The organism is Acidovorax sp. Root217 (genome assembly GCF_001428645.1).
Taxonomy (GTDB): Bacteria; Pseudomonadota; Gammaproteobacteria; order Burkholderiales; family Burkholderiaceae_C; genus Acidovorax.
The window spans coordinates 129,887-148,905 of record NZ_LMIH01000013.1 but is presented as its reverse complement, the minus strand read 5'-3'; the positions used below and the strand labels follow the sequence as shown (position 1 = coordinate 148,905).

The following is a 19,019-nucleotide window of genomic DNA, read 5'->3' as shown; positions in this document are numbered from 1 at the left end:
TCGGCCACCGCTCGTCCCAAAAGGGATCACTCCGGTCCCAAGCAGGCCCGCCGCGCCGTCGGAGCGCCCGAGCATGGGGCCATGACTGCTCCATCGCACGCCATTTCCCGCCGCCACGACATCGATGCCCTGCGTGCCCTGGCCTTCGCCCTGGTCATCGTCTACCACGTCGCCATGTACTACGTGGCCGACTGGCATTGGCACATCAAGAGCCCGCACGCCGCAGAGTGGCTGCAGATGCCCATGCGGGCACTGAATCTCTGGCGCATGGACCTGGTGTTCCTGGTCTCCGGCCTGGCGCTCGGCCTGATGCGCCGGGGGCGGACGGTAGCGGGGCTGGTCCGGCTGCGCAGTGGGCGCCTGCTGCTGCCGCTGGCCTTTGGCATGGCGGTGGTAGTGCCCTACCAGCCCTATGTGCAGGGCGTGGCCAATGGCCTGATCACTCCGGGCTTCGGCGCCTTCCTGTTGCGCTACTACGGCGGGGGCCCCTGGCCGGCCGGCGCCTTCGATGGCTGGGAGGCCCGCGTGACCTGGAACCACCTGTGGTACCTGGCCTACCTGTGGGCCTACACCGTGGTGCTGGCCGTGCTGCTGCCCTGGCTGGAGTCCGCACCGGGCCAGCGGCTGCGCCGGGCGTTCACCGGCCTGCGTGGCCTGGCGCTCTTTGCCTGGCCCGTGCTGCCGCTGGTGCTGTATTCGGTGCTGCTGTGGCGGCATTTTCCGCCCACCCACGACCTCATTCACGACGCCTGGCTGCATGCGGTGTACTTCACGCTCTTCCTGTATGGCTACTGGATCGGTCTTGACGCCGGCCTGTGGGCCGAGCTGGTGCGCCTGCGCTGGCGCGCCCTGGTCGCGGCACTGGCACTGCTGGTGCTGTTCACGGCGCTGCGCGGTGTGGCCGTGCAGCAGGGCGGCTGGCTGGCGCGCACTGCCATGCGCGTGCTGGCCGACCTGTACCTGTGGAGCACGCTGCTGGCCATCCTGGGCTGGGCCCACCACCGGCTCAACCGGCCATGGCCCTGGCTGCGCTGGGCGCAGGAGGCGGTCTACCCCTGGTATCTGCTGCACCAGACCGCCATCATCGTGCTGGCGGTGGCACTGGCACGCTGGCAGCTCGGCCCGGTGCTGGAGCCGCTGGCCCTGCTGGCCGGCACGGTGCTGGTGTGCTGGGCCCTGACGGCGGTGGTGCGACGGGTGCGGTGGCTGCGGCCGCTGTTCGGGTTGCCGCGAGGAGCCAAGGGCGTGCGACCACGGGCGGCAGGGCCTTCGCTGGGTTCGCCGCAGATGCCGTGATGGCGCGATACTGGCCGCCTGGCCACTCCGAAATCCATGGAATCCACCCCACCGAACGTTGCCGGACTCTCAGCGCTGCGGCCCGCTACCGGGACCGATGCCCCGATGCTGGCAGCCCTGTGGCGCCGGGCCTGGGCCTCGGCCAATCCGTTGGTGGCCGAGGTGGCGCCCCTGGCGCATTGGCTGGAGCGAGTCCATGCCGAGTTCGGCCCGCCCTGCCTCACGCTGGTGGGGGTGCACGACGGAACCGCCGTGGCGTTCATGGTGCTGGACGTGGAGGCGGCCCATCTGCACCAGCTGTTCGTCGACCCCGGCGCGCAAGGGACCGGCATCGGCGCTGCCCTGGTGGCCCATGTGTGTGCGCTCTGCCCGCAGGGCTGGTCGCTGCATGTGGCCAGCAGCAACCTGCGGGCGCGCCGCTTCTATGCGCGCTGCGGCCTGCAGGAGCACGGGCACGACCGCCACCCGATCACAGGGCGTGAGCGCGTGCTGTGCCGCTGGCAGGCGTAGGACCTGGGCTTCAGGCCAGCGCTGCCTCGATGTCGCCGGCCAGCTTCTTGGGCGCATCCTGCGGCGCATAGCGGCGGATCACCTTGCCGTCCTTGCCCACCAGGAACTTGGTGAAATTCCACTTGATGGCCTTGCTGCCCAGAAGGCCCGGGGCCTCTGCGCTGAGCCATTGGTAGAGCGGCGAGGCGTTGGCACCGTTGACGTCGATCTTGGCCATCATCGGAAAGCTCACGCCGTAGTTGAGCTGGCAGAAACTCGCGATCTCGTCGTTGCTGCCCGGGTCCTGGCTGCCGAACTGGTTGCAGGGAAAGCCCAGCACCACCAGCCCCTTGTCGCCGTACGCCTTGTGCAACTCTTCGAGCCCGCCGAACTGCGGTGTGAACCCGCAGGCGCTGGCCGTGTTGACGATGAGCATCACCTTTCCCTGGTACTGCGAGAGCGGCACGCTCTGGCCATTCATCTGCTGGGCTTCGAAATCGTAGATGCTGTCGGGCATGGGGGCTCCTCGGTGGCTGAAGGGCCCATGGTAGCCGCTGTACGATGTATTTGCCCGCACCGGTATCGCTGCGGCCTGTGCAAGGCGCGCGGCCCAAGCCAGTGACCGCCGCGCAAGGGCCGCCCCGCCGCGCTGGCGGTGTCCCCCTTCCCGAATTGCGCAGCAATTCGAGAGAAGGGGGAAGGCGCGTCAGCGCCTCAGGGGGATGCCTTAGTGATGTGCGTCCTGGCGCGCGATATGCAGCAGGTGCTCCACCTCTTCACGGTGGTTCACGCAGTTGCGCTGGTGCCAGCGGCGGATGATCCACATGATGGCTGCCACCACCAGGCCGAAGATGGTGATGGCGCCGAACACCGACAGGCCGAACTTGAGCGACAGGCTGTAGAACGCGCCCAGCGCCAGGATGCAGGCTTGCTCGTTGAAGTTCTGCACGGCGATGGAGCGGCCGGCGCCCATGAGGTTGTGGCCGCGGTGCTGCAGCAGCGCATTCATGGGCACGACCAGGTAGCCGCCCAGGCCGCCCAGCAGGATCAAAAAGGGAATGGCCAGCCAGATGTTCTTGATGAAGACCATCAATATCAGCAGCAGGCCCATGGCGATACCGAGCGGGATGACCCGGGTGGCCATATCCAGCCGCATGCGCATGGAGGCCACCACGGCGCCCACGGCGGTACCGATGGCCACCACGCCGGTAAGGGCCGAGGCCTGCGTGGTGTTGTAGCCCAGGGCCACGCCGGCCCAGGCCAGCACGATGAACTTGAGATTGCCGCCCGCCCCCCAGAACAGGGTGGTGGTGGCCAGCGAGATCTGGCCCAGCTTGTCGCGCCACAGGCGGTTGTTGCAGGCCCAGAAGTCGGGCAGCAGCGCCATGGTGTTGGCCAGGATGCTGCGCGAGGGGTCGGATCGCATGGGGCGCATCTCCACACCCGTGTGCGGGATGCGGGTGTTGAACCAGGCTGCGAGGATGTAGATGAAGATCAGCCCGGCGATGGCTGCTTCGGCAGGCGTGTCCACGCCGGTGTCGATCATCGGAAAGTCGAAGCTCAGCATCATGCCCGAGACGTTGTGCCCGACGAGCTGGCCGCCCAGCAGCACCCCGAGAATGATGGAGGCGATGGTGAGCCCTTCGATCCAGCCATTGGCCTTGACCAGTTGGGAGGCGGGCAGCAGTTCGGTCAGGATGCCGTACTTGGCGGGCGAGTAGGCCGCAGCGCCCAGCCCCACCACCGCATAGGCAATGAGGGGGTGTGAGCCGAACAGCATCATGAGGCAGCCCACCACCTTGATGGCATTGCTCACGAACATCACCTTGCCCTTGGGCAAGGCGTCGGCAAAAGCGCCCACGAAGGGCGCCAGCACCACGTAGAACAGCGCGAACATGGGCACCAGGGCGGCGCGCTGCCACTCGGGAGCACCTTCTGAACGGAGGAGTTCGACAGCGGCCACGAACAGCGCATTGTCGGCCAGCGAGCTGAAGAACTGCGCCGACATGATGGTGTAGAAACCGCGCTTCATCGAATGGCTGGTGCTGCATCAGTTGGACTGATGCCCTGTTAAATATGGGGAGCCTGTTGGCCGACGGATGGTTATATCACGTGGGTAAACGGTCACGGTGCCAGAATCCTGGACATCCCACCCGGTCAAACCCCATGCCACGCCCGATACAAGCCACCATCCACACCGCCGCCCTGCACCACAACCTGGAGCGCGTGCGCCGCAGCACGCCAGACGCCAAGGTCTGGGCCGTGGTCAAGTCCAATGCCTACGGCCATGGCATCGAGCGTGCCTATGAGGGCTTGCGCGGGGCCGACGGCTTTGCCCTGCTGGACCTGGCCGAGGCCGAGCGCGTGCGCCAATTGGGCTGGCGCGGCCCGATCCTGCTGCTCGAAGGCGTGTTTGAGCTGCGCGACCTGGAGCTGTGCTCGCGCCTTAACCTGTGGCATGCCGTGCACTGCGACGAGCAGATCGATATGCTGGCCACCCACAAGACGCAGGTGCCGCACCGCGTGTTCCTGAAGATGAACTCGGGCATGAACCGCCTGGGCTTCACGCCCCAACGCTACCGCGCTGCCTGGGCCCGGCTCAACGCGCTGCCGCAGGTGGACGAGATCTCGTTCATGACCCATTTCAGCGATGCCGACGGCCCGCGCGGCATTGCCCACCAGATGGCCGCGTTCAACACCGCCGCCGCCGACCTGCCGGGTGAGCGCACACTCTCCAACAGCGCTGCCACCCTGCGCCACAGCGCTGACGCGGCTGTGCGCGCCGACTGGGTGCGCGCGGGCATCGTGCTGTACGGCAACGCGCCCGATCACCCGGAGAACTCGGCCGGCCACTGGGGGCTGGAGCCCACGATGACGCTGTCCACCAAGCTGCTGGCCGTGCAGCAATTGCAGGCGGGCGACACCGTGGGCTATGGTTCGAGCTTCACCGCCGAGGGGCCGCTCACCATCGGTGTGGCTGCCTGCGGCTACGGCGACGGCTACCCGCGCCACTGCCCCACCGGCACGCCGGTGCTGGTCAATGGCGTGCGCACGCGCATCGTGGGCCGGGTGAGCATGGACATGGTCACCGTGGACCTGACGCCGCTGCTGCAGTCGGGCATGGCGCTGGGCACGGATGTCGGTTTTGGCAGCGAGGTCACGCTCTGGGGCCGGGCCGGCAACGGCGCCGTGCTGACCATCGATGAAGTGGCCCAGCCGGCGGGTACCGTGTCCTGGGAGCTCATGTGCGCGCTGGCGCAGCGCGTGCCCGTCGCCGTGGAATGAGGATTTCTTCACGGTGTGCCCCGCGGGCAATTCCGTGAAACACGGCTGGATCGGGTACGCTGCGCGCCTGACCATCCGCTCTGACAGGAGTGCCGCCCATGGCCGACAACAAGCGCAGCAGTTCCCGTAAAAAGACCTCGAACTGGCGCTCCGTGCGCATGCAGCCCCAGCACCAGCTGGCGGACAGCCTGCAGCAGCGCTACAGCCTGCGCCTGCACGGCTTTCTGATCGGCGGCTTCACGCTGCTCATCATGTGGTGCACATCGCACGTGCAGATGCTGCTGGGCATGGAGACGCTGGCGCTGCGTTACCTGGTCACCCTCTCGGTCGGCTATGTGGGCTACCTGCTGGTGCTGCGCATGTGGGCCGCCCGCTTGATAGACGAGGACGGCGATTCTGGCAGCGGCGCGGGCGATGCGGCCGAGGCCGCGACGGATGTGGCGGACATGGCGATCGATGCCGTGACCTGGCGCGGTGGTGGCGGGCCGCGCATGCCCATGCCCCGATCCGGTGGGAGCAGCGTGCACACCGGCAGTGGCTCAGGCGACTTCGGCTCGGGGCTCTCGGACGCGGGCTCCGGCCTGGGCGACCTGGCCAGCGGTGCGGCCGATGCGGTGTCGGGCGCTGACGAAGGCGCGGTGGTGGTCATCCCCATCGTCGCCATCTTCCTGATCGGGGCCGCCATCGTCTTCGGCGCGGGCGCCCTGGCCATGCTGTTCTTCGGCTGGGACGTACTGCTCACCGTGGCGGTGGAGCTGGCCTTTTCCGTGGTGACGGCACGCGCCGCCATGGGCGTGGAACGCGAGGGCTGGCTCAGCGCCGCCGTGCGCCTTACCTGGAAGCCCATGCTTGGCGCCGTGGTGTGCGCCGTGGCGCTGGGCGCCACCATCGACCATTTCCTGCCCCATGTGAATTCGCTGCCCGAGGCGGTGCGGGCCATACAGTCCGGCATGAAGGCACGCTGAACCCTGCGCTGGTCGGGCGCATGCTCAACCACACCAGTACAGGTTCGGGCCGTCCACCTGGCATCATTCCGGCCACCCCAAAAAAAGCGGGAGGCGCCTTGGGCGCCCCCCGCTTTGTGCGGCTGGACTGGGTCCTTGCTGTTGTGCTCAGCGTGCCGTCACAGCAAAGCCCTGTACCAGGCCACCGGTGTAGCGTACGAATAGCTTGCTGCCTTCAAACCACCAGTTGCTGTCGGCAGGCCCCGTGCCCGCAGGCAGCAGAGCCAGGTCGGGCACCAGCTGAAAGCGCTGGCCGGCCACGATCAGCTCGGTCTGCAGGTCGAGGCCGGTGCGCAGGACGGTGGCCGTGCCCAGGAGCGATTGCAGCAAGCTGGTGAGCCCGTCGTAGTCGGCTACGTCGCCCTGCAGCGCCTGGCTCACGCCATTCGCATCCGTGAAGACCAGGCCGGTCGTGCTGTGGAAGACGAAGCCCGGGGCATTGCCCGTGCGGCCCATCGGCAACCATTGCGCGCGCAGGTGGAAGACGGTGCTGCCCAGGGAGACGCGCAGGGCCCCATTGGGCTGCAGTACCGTCGTGGCGCCCAGGGCCGTGAGGGCCTGGCCCATGGCGGGCAGGGACTGCAGGACCGGTCCGAAGCGGGTCACCAGGCCTGCTGTGGCCACCTCGATGCTGCCATCGTCCGCCACGGTCGCGCCATCGGCGCGGCCGGGCACCACACGCACTTCCAGCGGCACCACGGGGAAGCTCACGCCGCCCAGGGTCCAGGTGACGCTGCCATCCGCAGCCTGCGCCGCGCTGGTGATGCCAACGGTGCGCAGGCCGTTGTTGACCAGGGTTTCCAACGGCGTGCTGCCGCCCGTGCGGGTGGGCACGCCCGCAAGGCGCACGAAGCCCACGTTGGCGTTGATGCCCGCAGGCAGGTCACTGCGCTGCACGGGGTCGCCCAGGCCGGTGCCGGCCACGGTGCCCAGGCGCACGCTCTGTACCTTGCCCGCGCCATCGAGCCGAGCCACTTCGCCGCTGTACACCGTCACGGCGGCAGCCCCATTGGCAGCCGGTGGCAGTGCCACCCGGCCTGTGCGCACGAACACGCTCCACGACTGCGGCGTGCCAGCGGCAGCGCGTGGGGTGGTGATGAGCGTGACCGACACCACGCCATCGCCCAGTGCAGTCAGTGGCAGGTTGCCCGTGGTGGTGGACAGCAGGGCCACCACCGTGCCCTGGCTCACCGTACCGCTGAGCGTGACTTGGGAGTCACCCGAGGTCGACGGGTTGAGCACCAGCGCCACCTGGGGCTGGCCATTGGCGCCGATCAGCGTGACCACGCTGAGCACCGTGGCCGTGTCGGGCTGGGGCTGGATGCTGAAGGTCTGGCCGCCGATCACCAGGGTCACCGGCGCCGGGGTACCGCCACTGCCTGCGGGGGGCAGGGTGATGGTGGATCCGCCCGATTGGGGGTTGAGCGTGATCGTGCTGCCTGGGGATGCCGTGACCTGCACATTGCCGCCGACGATGACCGGCGCGCCTGGCGTCACTGCCACGCTGCCTTGCGTCACCACCGTGGGTGGAGTCGAGCCACCACCACTGGGCACCTGGGCCGTGTAGGTCAGCACGGGGCTGCTGGCGCTCTCGTTGCCTGCAGCGTCCGTGGCCTTGAGTGTGAAGTTGTGCACCACGAAGGTCAGGCCGGATACCGTGACCGAGAAGTTGCCGCCCGTTGCCGTGCCGCTGCCCAGCAGGGTCGCGCCTTCGTACACATCCACCCGGCTGCCGGCTTCTGCCGTGCCGCTGATGACCACCGAGCTGCCTTCGGCCGATGCGTTATTGGCTGGTGTGGTCACTGCCGGGGCTGCCGGAGCGCTGGTGTCGTACTTGACCCCCGTGATCGATGCGGTGACTGCGGGGTTGCTGGCCGCATCGGTCGCGTCGAATGCGAAGGTGTAGATCGCACCATCGACCAGACCCAGGGGAGCCGTGCAGCCATTGGCGTCGGCGGTCAGCGCCACACCATGGGCGCCCGCATTGAGGGCGGTGCCCTGCAGGTTGCAGGTGTGGGGGGAGGCGCCGTCGGCCGTGCCGCCCGTCTGGGTGGCGGTGATGAGCGCGCTGGCCACAGCCTTGCTGAGCGTGAAGCCCAGCGTGGAATTGGCCTTGATGGCTGCGTTGTTCGCCGGGGTCGTCGCACTGAACGCCGGGGCGTTGGTATCGCGCGTCAGGGGCAGCACCAGTTCCGCGCTCACATTGCCTGCAGCATCGCGCAGCGTGATCCGGAAGGTGGCTTGCTGGCCATTGGCAATGCCGCTGGTGTCGATGCTGATGCTGGCGGTACCGCCCGCGATGACCTGGCCGGTGTTGCTATTGCCGAGCCAGACCTGCAGCCCATTCTCGGCGCTCTGGATGGTCAGCGCGGTGGAGTTGCCGATGGCGTAGGTGGGCGTCGTGGCCAAGGTGGGAGCCACCGGCACGCTGGAGTCCACCAACACGCTGGCAGTGGCAGCGGGCGCGATGGCAGAGACGTTGCCGGCATTGTCCTTGACGAAGCCGTACAGCGTCTTGTTGCCATCCGATGCAAACGGATAGCTTGTGGGCACCGTACCCCAGGCGCAGCTGGCCGACACGTTGCTCTCCTGCAGGCAGTAGCCTGCAGCGGCAATGCCGGATCCTGCATCGCTGCCGCTGAACGCACCGGCCGCTACGGTGATCGTGCGGCTGGTGGACGTGGCGGGCAGGGTCAGGCTGGCCGTTGGGGCCGTGGTGTCGTAAGTGACACCGGTGACTGGGGCGGTGGCCGATGGGTTGCCCGCCTTGTCCGTCCCACTGAAGGCGATGCTGTAGATGGCATTGCTGACCAGGTTCAGTGCCGTGGCGCAGCCGTTGGCATTGGCGGCATAGGCGATCTGGTGGGTGCCCGAAACCAGCGCAGTGCCTTGAAGTGTGCAGGTATGCGGTGTCGGGTCGGCGGCGCCGCCAGTGCGCGTGAACACGATGGTGGCGCCGGCCACCACGTCTTCGCTCAGCGTGTAGCCGATCGTGCTGCTGGCACCCAGGAAGCCACTATCGGCCGGCAGGATGTTGGAGAACACCGGCGGCGTTCCGTCGCGCGTGATCGTGAGCGTGCCGGTGACCAAGGTGGCCCCACCGCCCGCGGTCTTGGTTTCGACCAGGAAATTCTTGTTTCCATCCGGGGCCGGAGTATCGAGCGTGACGGTCAGCTTGCCGCTGGCATTGATGGTGCCCTTGTTGGCACTGTCCACCCACACCTCGGCATTTTGCGGGCCGCTCACCGTGACCTGCTTGGTGTCCTGGTTCGTAGAGCTATTGATGACCTGGGCCACGCCTGCAGAAGTGCCGGCCAGGTAGTTGCTGTCGCCGGGATACTGGGCCGTGATGGTGTGCACACCCACGACCAGGGTAGCCGGGCTGCAGCTCGCAGTGCCATTGGTCAAGGCGATATTGGAGCAACCGGCAATGGCATCCACGCCGGACAGCAGGCTCACCGTGCCCGTGGGGGTGGTGCCGCCGGTCAGTGTCACCGACAGGGTGGCAGCGCTGCCCACGGTGACCGGTGTGGTAGGTTGGACCGTGATGGTCGGAGGGCTCTCTGGATAGGCTTGTCCTTGCGACACGCTGCCCGTGGTGGTCAAGGTGGCGCTGCTGCCCGTGGCATTCATCACGGCCACACCCAGAGGAACGACAGAGCCCCCTGTGCTGCTACCGGTGTTGGCACCGAACTTGGAATTGAGCAGGTCGATAGTGGTTACCGCCGTGCGGTTGACCCACACCGCGCCGCCGCGGTCGGCCGTGTTGCTGTTGAAGAGGGATCCGTCCACCGTCATCGTGCCGATGTTGCGGATGGCTCCGCCTTCACCGGCTGCCGTGTTGCCGGTGAAGGTACAGGCGTTGATGGTCAGCGCGCCGCGGTTTTCGATGGCACCGCCGCTGGACTGGGCGTCGTTGTTGCGGAAGGCGCAGTTGCTCAGGTTGGCGGTGGAGCCTGTGGGGATGAACAGCCCGCCCGCATTGCTCATGGTGCTGCTGGCCAGCGCCTTGCCGCTTTGTACGGTGAGCCCGGTCAGGGCCAGTGTCACGCTGCTGCCGATAGGAATGTCCAGCACGCGAACTTGGCCGCCACCTGAAATGCTCGTGGAGGCCGCGCCGTTGCCCGTGATGGTGAGGTTGCGCTGAATGACCAGAGGGCCATTGCCCGCGGTCAGTACGATTGTCTGGGCCGCTGCATTGAAGCGAATTTCGTTGCCGCTGGCATCCCCCCGAGTGCACTCCGCTGCTCCCTGGTTGGCCGCGTTGGCGTTGGAAAGGGCCCTGCGCAGGGTGCATCCCGTGTTGCCATCCCCCAGCGTATCCACCGTGATGGTGGCAGCCATGGCATGGCCGCTGGCCCCCAGGGCCAGAACCAGCATGCCCAGCCCGGACCACCAGGTCGGCTTCAGGGTTTGGATCCATCGTTGCATGAAATCTGCTCCTCGGTCGGCCCTTAGGCCTTGCAGCGCCAGGGCGCCTAGTGGGTTCTTGTGTGGATCAGTTGCGGGACGGAAAAATGCCCTGCAGCGCAATAACGAAGTTCATCACCAAGTACGGCGGAAGATTGTTGTGCGGCTGCGATCCGCCAGCGCTTGTGAGCAGATCGTTGTTGACGCCTGCTGTGACCGCGTCTGTATAGGGCGCATCAACGGCTGACGCTGCGAGGTAGGCGTTCTGCGGAGAGCTGCTGGTGCCGACCCCGCTAGCTACGCGCAGCAAATGGTTGTGCGTGGGCATTTCGGCGAGGGTCAGAATGTGGGTTTCTTCTCCCCCCTGCTGGCCCCAGACGTAGTTGACCCCCTGTGTACTGGTCCCGGTACCTATAGGGCGTCGTCCCCGCAGGTCCGGCAGAGCGAAGGTGGTTTGTCCGTTGCCACCGTAGGTGGTCCCCAGCAGGGAAAAAAGTGCGGAGTTCTGTGCAATGGGCAACTGCTGCCCATTGCAAAGAGCCCAGCCTCTGGGGGGGAAACTGAATGCGCACAGGCTGATTTCGCCGAGAAAAGGGGTGGCCATAGGATGTTCCGGTCAGGGGGCAGCAGACACTCAGTTAGTTGCGGGAGGGGAAAATCCCCTGGAGGGCAATGCAGAAATTGAGGGCCAAGTAGGGCGGCATGTTGTTGTGGGCCTGGTTCCCGCCTGTCGATGTGACCGCAGTGGGCGCCATCGTGGTGTTAGCGGCCGTGGTCTCGTAGAGGTTGGAGCGGATGCTGGACTGCGCTAGCAGGCCCGCCGCAGGTGTGTTCAAGGTGCCTACCGCTGCCACTGCGGCCACGGTATGGGTGTGTGCAGGAATATCCGCTGCCAGGAGTGTCACGTCTGCCGCGCCGCCCACCTCTCCCAGCGCGTAGTCCGACAAGCCTGCACCTTGGCCGAACCCTATGGGGGTGTTCCCCCGGAGGTCGGGTAGTGCAAAGGTGGTGGTCCCGTTGCCGCCATACGTGGTGCCCAACAGCGAAAACAAGGCGGTGTTTTGCTGAATCGGCATCAGCTGTCCTGCGCAGATCGCCCAGCCAGACGGGGCGAAGTTGCAGCCGAGCAAACGGATTTCCCCGAGGAATGGATCCATGTTTTTTCTCCTGTCAGTTGCGTGACGGAAAGATTCCGGCCACGCAAATGATGAAATTGACCGCCATATAGGGCGAGCGGTTTTCGTGCGGCATACTGCTGCCAGACATGGTCAGCGTGTCGGCCGCCAGGTTCGCTGATGCAGCCACATTGGTGTATCGGAAATCGCGAGCGGACGTGGTGCCCAGCAGGCCATTCTGAGGCGATGCCTGGTCACCCACGCCTCCATGTGCCAGACCATGGGAATGCTGCGGAATCTGCAGGGCGGTCAGGGTTACGCTCTCCGAACCTGAAACTTCTCCTATGGTGCGGTTGGTCAGCCCAGGGCCCTGGCCTTGGTGCACGGGCGCACGCCCCTGCAGGTTGGGTAGGCCGAAGGTATTCTGCCCATCGCCTCCATAGGTGGTTCCCAGCAGTGAAAACAGTGCGGAGTTCTGTGAAATGGACAACAGTTGTCCACGGCAAAACATCCAGTCTCGCGGAGCAAAGTTGCCGCCAAATATGCGGACCTCGCCAAGGTAAGGGTCTGACATCGTCAATCGCTTTCAGTTGTTGTCGTTGATGCCGTCATGCAGCAAGGTACGTCCCAGCGATGCGGCTGCCCAGGATTTCACACAGCCCCTGACAACTGCCGGCACGCACGGATTGCAGCGCCACTACCGAGCTGGCCTGATCCAGGTGAAGGCCCTGCAGATAGGCTGGCGCCATCGTTTCACCGGTGCCCGCATCCAGGCGCACTTCTCCACGGGGTGTCTGCAGCACCGCTGCTGCCATGGCCTGGGCCAGCGGCAGGCCACGTGCACCGGATGCCGCAGCGGCGGCGTGCACGCGCTGCGCCATTTCGTGGCCCAGCAGATGAAACGGGGTGGGGTTGCCGGCGCTCGATGAAGCAGCCATGCCGGCATCGCCTGCTCCCTGCTGCCAGGACCGCGTAGCCCAGATGCGCGCGCCCTGGGCGGGCCGCTGTGCCAGGGCGGCGGTGGCCATGGCTTCACCCAACATGCCACCAGCCACCAGGGGCACCTGTCGGGCTGCTTCTGAGCGGGACCAGAACCGCTGGAATGCGTCGGCCCGCATGCCGGAGTCCAGCGCATAGACCAGGTCCGGCCGCGTCTGGCGCACTAGTTGGGCGAGGGCATCCAGTTGGCTGGTTCCATCGGGCGACCGCGTGAAGACCGTGGTTTGCACCTTGCCGCCGCCCGAGGCAAAGCCGCGCTCAAAAGCCGGCAGATGGTCGAAGCCACTGTCCGCCGGGCCCACGGCCACGATGGCGCGGGGCCCGAGGTTTTGGGCTGCCCAACGGCCAGCGGCCCAGGCCGTCTGCCAGTAGCCCAGGCTGTTGCGCAGCACCCATGGGGACTGGGCCCCAGGCACCAGCGCATTGGCCCCGGCATCGCCCACGAGCAGGGGTACCTGGTGTGCGGCCAGCTGGGGGGCCCATTGCGTGGCCGCGTTGGCGCAGACAAAACCGGCGAGCACATCCACCTGTCCGGCGGACAGCATCTGTTGCATGGCCCGCTCTGCCTGTTGGGGGTGGCTGCCGTACACCACCGGGGTGAAATGCACAGGCGTGCCGCTGTTCGCCTGCGCGGCAAAGGACTGTGCGCCGGCCAGGAGCTGTGCTCCCATCAGCGGGTATGCCCTTGCGTCCGGCAATAGCAGCCCCACGCGCAGTGCGCGGCCGCTCGTGAGCTTTGATTGGGCGGCGCCGGCCAGGCCGGTGCCGCCCAGTGCGATGGCGGTCGCCACCATACCGGTCTGTGCGACAAAACGGCGACGGCTTTCCGATTCCAGCGCTGGGCGGGCCAAAGGCGCGGTGTCTTCGAATTCCATGGGTCTTGGTTCCTGGTTCAATCAGTCCACTGTCTGTTTGTCGGTACCACGGCTGCCTGGCTTCCTCGGGGAAGCTCGCCGTGGCTTGCCGTGCGGCCACTCCATCTGCCGCACCATGCCGTCATCGGTCACGCTCTCAAAGCCGCAGCGCTCGTACAGGCGCACCACGGGGCTCGCGCTGGCGGCCTGCAGCCGCAGACCCACGCCAGCGGACACGGCGTCCTGCTGGAGCCGGGCAATCAGTTCGGATCCTATGCCCTTGCCCCGTGCGGCGGGAAGGAGCTCGATGTTCACCAGCACCCAGCGTTCCGCACTGCGGCACACCGCGAGCATTCCCGCAGGGTTTCCTTCCCACAGCACCAGGGTCGTTTCCACGGGGGGCAGGTACTGCCCGTACCCCGCCGTGCGAAACCGGTGCTGCATTTCGCAGAAAGCATCGATCTGGGCGTCCGGCCAACCGATGGCCTGGAGTTCCGGCTCGCGCACCGAGCGGTACACGGCGCACAGGAACGCGGCATCCTGCTCCGTCGCAGGACGCAACGCGAGGGCCTGCTGCTGCTTCGCCGTTGACGCTCCCACTTGCCACACCTTTCTTGCCGCCCACCCGGGCAGGCGCTGCCTGGCGGCGCAGGGCCGCGGAAACTCGAAGTTACACGCAAATTTTAACGATTGCACGTAAAGTTTTACGGACTGGTGCAATTGTGGCCCCGAAGCGGCAGCTCCGCCACAGGCAAATTCTGCATGGGGCCGGCGCCAGGTGGGCGTGGTGCCTGTGTCAGCCCCGCTGGCCGCACGCCGGCAAGGCGTCCAGCTCGCCACGCAGCTGTCCCAGCAGCGCAAGCAACTGCGCTTGGGTGCCTGCATCGCAGCCTTCCAGCAACCGGGCCGACAGCGTCTGGCGCAGGCCGCGCACCGTGTCCTGCAGGGCCTGGCCTTCCGCGCTCAGGGCCAGGATGCGGCTGCGGCCGTCCTCGGGGTTGGGGTGGCTGGTGATCCAGCCGCGCTCGGCCAGCTGGGCCACCATGCGCGCCACCTGGGCCTTGTCGGCGCCGCTGTGGCGCACCAGGTCTTTCTGGGTGGCCCCGGGGTGGCGACCGATGAAGCCCAGGGCGCGTACCTCGTTCATCGTCAGACCGGGGTGGATGGCCGCCATGGCCCGCACCATGTGCGCGCGGTACACGTGCATCAGGTCGTGCATCGCTTCAAAGACATCGGCAGGGGGGCGGTTGCGGTGCATGGCAAAGCCAACCGGTTGACAAAGTCAACTTGTTGGCGGATGATCTGGTTGATTAAGTCAACATTTTAAATCATGAGCACTGACGCCTCCAACCCCCTTGCCTCCAACGATCCTCTGGCCATCACCCGCGTGCGCCACACCCTCAAGGCCCGCCATGCACAGGTGCTGCGCCGCACCGAGGTCAGCCCCGGCTTCGTACGGCTCACGCTGGGCGGGCCGGATCTCGCCGACTTCGTGAGCGCGGGCTTTGACGACCACATCAAGCTCATCCTGCCGCACCCAGGGCAAGAGCGCGCCTCGCTGCCGACGGTACAGGATGGCCGCCCGGTGATGTCCGAGCCGCGCCCGGTGCTGCGCGACTACACACCGGCGCACTACGACACCGCCAAGGGAGAGTTGGACATCGAAGTGGCCCTGCACGACGCCGGCCCCGCGTCGGACTGGGCTGCCGCCGCGGCCGTGGGCCACTGGGTGGGCGTGGCCGGCCCGCGCGGCAGCATGGTGGTGCCCACGGCCTTTGCCTGGCACTGGCTGCTGGGCGACGAGACCGCCGTGCCCGCCATCGTGCGCCGCCTGGCCGAGCTGCCGGCCGAAGCCGCCGCGACGGTGCGCATCCAGGTGCGCAACCCCGCCGACCAGCGGCCCCTGGCCAGCGCCGCGAAGCTGGATCTGCAGTGGGTGGCCTCACTGCCCGAGGCGGCCCAGGCGCTGGCGATCCCCGAAGGCGATGGCTATGTCTGGGCGGCTGGCGAACACGCCGACATGGCAGCCCTGCGCAAGGTGGTGCTGGCCAAGCCGGGCGTGAACCCCAAGCGCATGCGCATCGCGGCCTACTGGAAGAAAGGCGTGGCCGACCACCACGAGGATCTTCCTGCCTGATCCCGCAGCCTAAGGCAGCAAGGCGGTGGCCGCAGCCTGCTGCACCGCCTCGGTCATGCGCTGCAGTGCCTGTACGTTCAGGCGCCAGAACTGCCAGTGCAGTGCCACGTCCACTGGCTTGCCGGGTACCAGTTCGACCAGGTGGCCGGCGTCGATGGCCTCGCGTGCCAGTTGCTCGGGGCTCATGCCCCAGCCCAGCCCGGCCAGGGTGGCTGCTACGAAGCCTTGGGACGAGGGCAGCCAGTGCACTGGTGGCGCCAGCGCGCGCCGGGCGATGCGGCGCATGAAGCGCTCCTGCAGGGCGTCCTTGCGGTTGAAGACCAGCACGGGTGCCTGGGCCAGCGCTGCGGCGGTCACACCCTGGGCAAAGTGGCGTGCCATGAACGCGGGGCTGGCCAGCGCCCGGTAGCGCATGGTGCCCAGGCGCACCACCTGGCAGCCCTGCACGGGTTGCGGCTCGGCGGTCACGGCGGCCATCACACGGCCCTGGCGCAGCAGCTCGGAAGAATGGTCCTGGTCCTCGACGTGGATGTCGAAAGTGATGGGCGGGGCCCTGCCTTCGCCCGGCTCTGCGGCCCGGGCCATGGCGTCCACGAACCAGGAGGCCAGCGAATCGGCATTCACCCCCAGCGCCAGCCGCACCGGCGCCAGGCCGGCGCTGCTGCCCGCAATGCTGCGCAAGGCGTCGGCCTCGCTCAGCGCCATCTGCTGGGCGTGGCGCAACAGGGCCTGGCCGGCCTCGGTCGGGGTGCAGGGCGAGGCGCGGCGGACCAGCACCTGGCCCACGCGCTCTTCGAGCAGCTTGACGCGCTGGGACACGGCCGAGCGCGTGACGTGCAAGGCCAGTGCTGCGCGCTCGAAGCTGCCTTGCTCCAGCACGGCGGCCAGCGCGGCCAGTTGGGCGGTGTCGAGGTGCATTCAGTTTTGCTTACGGGTAGCAAAAAAGTATAGCTTTTCTTTCGCTCCACGGCTGGGCACCATCGGGTCCATGAACCTTTATTCGGCCTTTGCCAACGGCTTTTCCTCGACCGCCATCCTGATCATCGCCATTGGCGCGCAGAACGCCTTCGTGCTGCGCCAGGGCCTGCGGCGTGAGCATGTGTTGCCCGTGGTGGCCGTGTGCGCGCTGTCCGACGCCATCCTGGTGCAGGCCGGCGTGTGGGGGCTGGGTTCGGCCGTGCAGTCCCACCCCGCACTGCTCGTGGCCGCGCGCTGGCTGGGGGCGGCCTTTCTGCTGGCCTATGCGGCGCGCGCCTTGTTGCGCGCCTGCAAGCCTGCCGCGATGCAGGTAGCAACCGACGGTACGGCGCCAGCCGGCTGGCAGCCCGTGGTCCTTACCGCCATGGCCTTCACTTGGCTCAACCCCCATGTGTACCTGGACACGGTGCTGCTGCTGGGGGCGATCGCCAGCCCCTACCCTCCATCGCTGCGCATGGGTTTCGCGGCAGGCGCCAGCCTGGCAAGCTTGGTGTGGTTCGCCGCGCTGGGTTGGGGGGCTCGCTGGCTGGCGCCGCTGTTCGCGTCGCCCCATGCCTGGCGTGTGCTCGATGGCCTGGTGACGGCCATGATGCTGGTACTCGCCGCAGGGTTGATCCTGCATTGAAGCCCGCGCTGGACGGGATCACAGGGGAGCGCATAAGGTTACAACGAGAAATTCGTTCGCTTGGAGGGCGGCCCGGTCCATAGTGCAGCGCACTAAGACTTTCTGTACAGGCCTACCTTTCATGCGATTCCAATCCCTCTTGCTGGCGGCTGCGCTGGCCGGTGCGCTGCCCCTGGCCAGCCATGCCAACACCTTCCGCTGGTCGCGTTCCACCGACCTGTCCTCCTGGGACATCCATGCCCAGAACGTGGGCGTGAACAACACGCTGCATGCAGCGGTGTATGACACCCTGGTCGAATACAACAGCAAGACCTTCAAGCCCGAGCCCTCGCTGGCCACCGAGTGGAAGCGCGTGAGCCCCACGCAACTGCGCCTGACCCTGCGCAAGGGGGTCAAATTCAGCGACGGCAGCGAGTTCACCGCCGACGACGCCAAGTTCTCGCTCGAACGCGCCAAGGCCAAGACCTCCAACTTCGCGGTCTACACCCAAGGCATCGACCGCGTGGAAAAGGTCGATTCCCACACCATCGACATCTTCTCGGAGGTGCCCAACCCCGTGCTCGTGAACCAGCTCACCGAGCTGCGCATCCTGAGCAAGGCCTGGGCCGAGAAGAACAATGCCACGGCGCCCAAGGACATCAAGACCAAGGACGAACCCTTCTCGCACCGCAACGCGTTGGGCACTGGTCCCTTCACGCTCGAGTCGTGGACGCCCGACCAGCGCCTGGTGCTCAAGGCCAACCCCACCTGGTGGGGCAAGGGCAAGTACACGGGCAACGTGACGCAGATTGTCTACACGCCGATCAAGTCCGACGCCACGCGCACAGCCGCGCTGCTCTCGGGCGAACTCGACTTCGTGCTCGACCCGGGCCTGCAGGACCTGCCGCGCGTGCGCCAGACGCCCAACCTCAAGGTCCTCGACGGGGCCGAGAACCGCACCATCTTCCTCGGCCTGGACCAGTTCCGCGAGGAGCTGCCGGGCTCCGACGTGAAGGGCAAGAACCCGCTCAAGGACGTGCGCGTGCGCAAGGCGCTCTACCAGGCCATCGACATCAGCGCCATCCAGCGCGTGGTGCTGCGCGGCCTGGCCCAACCCACGGGCGCCATCATCGCGCGCCAGGTCAACGGCTGGACGCCCAAGGCCGACGCACGCTGGCCCTATGACCCCTCTGCCGCGCAGAAGCTGCTGGCCGAGGCCGGCTACCCGCAGGGCTTCGAGGTCGACTTTGCCTGCAGCGCGGGCCGCTATATCAATGACGAGCAGCTGTGCCAGGCCATCACGGCCCAGTGGGCCAGGATCGGCGTCAAGGCCAAGCTGCGTTCGCTGCCGTTTGCCACTTACTTCCCGATGATCCAGCGCAACGAGGCCAGCATCTACCTGCTGGGCTGGGGCGTGCCGACCTTCGACGCCTTCTACTCGCTGCAGTCGCTGGTCCGTTCCAGCGGTGCCGGCGGCGACGGCAACTTCAACCTGGGGCGCTTCTCCAACCCGCAACAGGACGCGTTGATCGAGCGCATCAAGAAGGAGACCGACACCGCCACGCGCAACGGCCTGATCGAAAAGGCCCTGATCGCCGACCACGAGTTGATCTCGCACATTCCGCTGTACAACCAGATCATCCCCTGGGCGGCCACTCAGAAAGTGGACATCGTGCACCGTGCGGACAACCGCGTCGATTGGCGCATTCTCAAGGTCAACTGACAGCTTTGCCTTCAACCGGCTAGCGTCGTTGGGCAGCCTTGCCGTGCTACAGCACTGTCTGCGGCTTCCCGCCTGCCTATCCGGTCGAATCCAAAGCCGTGGGCACCGGGCTCACTCGCGAAAAA

The 19,019-nt window shown here is 67.0% G+C and carries 16 protein-coding genes and 1 pseudogene; 7 read left to right on the top strand and 10 right to left on the bottom strand.

Annotation, left to right across the window (positions count from 1 at the left end; translation table 11 throughout):
- Positions 1 to 81: 81 nt before the first annotated feature.
- On the top strand, positions 82 to 1,296 hold the full coding sequence (locus tag ASE31_RS15390) for an acyltransferase family protein (protein ID WP_057202685.1): 1,215 nt from the start codon (positions 82 to 84) through the stop codon (positions 1,294 to 1,296).
- Positions 1,297 to 1,401: 105 nt separating this feature from the next.
- Positions 1,402 to 1,806, top strand: coding sequence for an N-acetyltransferase (locus ASE31_RS15385; protein WP_235514494.1), 405 nt, complete (start codon positions 1,402 to 1,404; stop codon positions 1,804 to 1,806).
- A gap of 10 nt (positions 1,807 to 1,816) precedes the next feature.
- On the opposite strand, the gene ASE31_RS15380 is transcribed toward ASE31_RS15385, so the two are convergent.
- Entirely contained in the window at positions 1,817 to 2,302 is a 486-nt protein-coding gene (locus tag ASE31_RS15380) for a glutathione peroxidase (RefSeq protein WP_057202683.1), read from the bottom strand.
- Between the two features lie 210 nt (positions 2,303 to 2,512).
- On the bottom strand, positions 2,513 to 3,817 hold the full coding sequence (lplT, locus tag ASE31_RS15375) for a lysophospholipid transporter LplT (RefSeq protein WP_057202682.1): 1,305 nt from the start codon (positions 3,815 to 3,817) through the stop codon (positions 2,513 to 2,515).
- 134 nt (positions 3,818 to 3,951) lie between these two features.
- Between lplT and alr the strand changes: the two genes are divergently transcribed.
- Entirely contained in the window at positions 3,952 to 5,070 is a 1,119-nt protein-coding gene (gene alr / locus ASE31_RS15370; protein WP_057202681.1) for an alanine racemase, read from the top strand.
- 98 nt (positions 5,071 to 5,168) lie between these two features.
- Positions 5,169 to 6,035 carry a hypothetical protein gene (locus ASE31_RS15365; RefSeq protein WP_057202680.1) on the top strand — a complete coding sequence of 289 codons (867 nt, stop codon included), beginning with the start codon at positions 5,169 to 5,171 and terminating at the stop codon, positions 6,033 to 6,035.
- A 1,626-nt stretch (positions 6,036 to 7,661) separates the two neighbouring features.
- Here the strand turns inward: ASE31_RS15365 and ASE31_RS33130 are convergent.
- The 7 genes and pseudogenes from ASE31_RS33130 to ASE31_RS15330 all read right to left on the bottom strand — a co-directional run.
- Positions 7,662 to 9,707, bottom strand: a pseudogene (locus ASE31_RS33130) (Ig-like domain repeat protein); the annotation flags it as partial.
- A gap of 865 nt (positions 9,708 to 10,572) precedes the next feature.
- On the bottom strand, positions 10,573 to 11,088 hold the full coding sequence (locus ASE31_RS15355) for a phage tail protein (protein ID WP_057202678.1): 516 nt from the start codon (positions 11,086 to 11,088) through the stop codon (positions 10,573 to 10,575).
- A 34-nt stretch (positions 11,089 to 11,122) separates the two neighbouring features.
- A complete protein-coding gene (locus ASE31_RS15350) occupies positions 11,123 to 11,641 on the bottom strand; it encodes a phage tail protein (RefSeq protein ID WP_057202677.1) in 519 nt (172 codons plus the stop codon).
- Between the two features lie 13 nt (positions 11,642 to 11,654).
- A complete protein-coding gene (locus ASE31_RS15345; protein WP_057202676.1) occupies positions 11,655 to 12,173 on the bottom strand; it encodes a phage tail protein in 519 nt (172 codons plus the stop codon).
- A gap of 34 nt (positions 12,174 to 12,207) precedes the next feature.
- Positions 12,208 to 13,473, bottom strand: a complete 1,266-nt coding sequence (locus ASE31_RS15340; protein WP_057202675.1) for an ABC transporter substrate-binding protein — start codon at positions 13,471 to 13,473, stop codon at positions 12,208 to 12,210.
- Between the two features lie 21 nt (positions 13,474 to 13,494).
- Positions 13,495 to 14,013, bottom strand: coding sequence for a GNAT family N-acetyltransferase (locus ASE31_RS32050; protein WP_162261398.1), 519 nt, complete (start codon positions 14,011 to 14,013; stop codon positions 13,495 to 13,497).
- A gap of 235 nt (positions 14,014 to 14,248) precedes the next feature.
- Complete coding sequence (locus ASE31_RS15330) at positions 14,249 to 14,710, bottom strand: MarR family winged helix-turn-helix transcriptional regulator (RefSeq protein WP_057202673.1); 462 nt, start codon at positions 14,708 to 14,710, stop codon at positions 14,249 to 14,251.
- Between the two features lie 72 nt (positions 14,711 to 14,782).
- Between ASE31_RS15330 and ASE31_RS15325 the strand changes: the two genes are divergently transcribed.
- Positions 14,783 to 15,589 (top strand): siderophore-interacting protein, encoded by an 807-nt coding sequence (locus ASE31_RS15325; protein ID WP_057202672.1) that lies wholly within the window; start codon positions 14,783 to 14,785, stop codon positions 15,587 to 15,589.
- A gap of 9 nt (positions 15,590 to 15,598) precedes the next feature.
- Here ASE31_RS15325 and ASE31_RS15320 read toward each other — a convergent pair whose 3' ends face one another.
- Positions 15,599 to 16,507 (bottom strand): LysR family transcriptional regulator ArgP, encoded by a 909-nt coding sequence (locus tag ASE31_RS15320; protein WP_057202671.1) that lies wholly within the window; start codon positions 16,505 to 16,507, stop codon positions 15,599 to 15,601.
- Between the two features lie 70 nt (positions 16,508 to 16,577).
- Between ASE31_RS15320 and ASE31_RS15315 the strand changes: the two genes are divergently transcribed.
- Entirely contained in the window at positions 16,578 to 17,192 is a 615-nt protein-coding gene (locus ASE31_RS15315) for a LysE/ArgO family amino acid transporter (protein WP_057202670.1), read from the top strand.
- Positions 17,193 to 17,313: 121 nt separating this feature from the next.
- The gene (locus ASE31_RS15310) at positions 17,314 to 18,894 is read left to right on the top strand and encodes an ABC transporter substrate-binding protein (RefSeq protein ID WP_057202669.1); all 1,581 of its coding nucleotides are present in this window, start codon (positions 17,314 to 17,316) and stop codon (positions 18,892 to 18,894) included.
- The last annotated feature ends 125 nt before the right edge of the window (positions 18,895 to 19,019 follow it).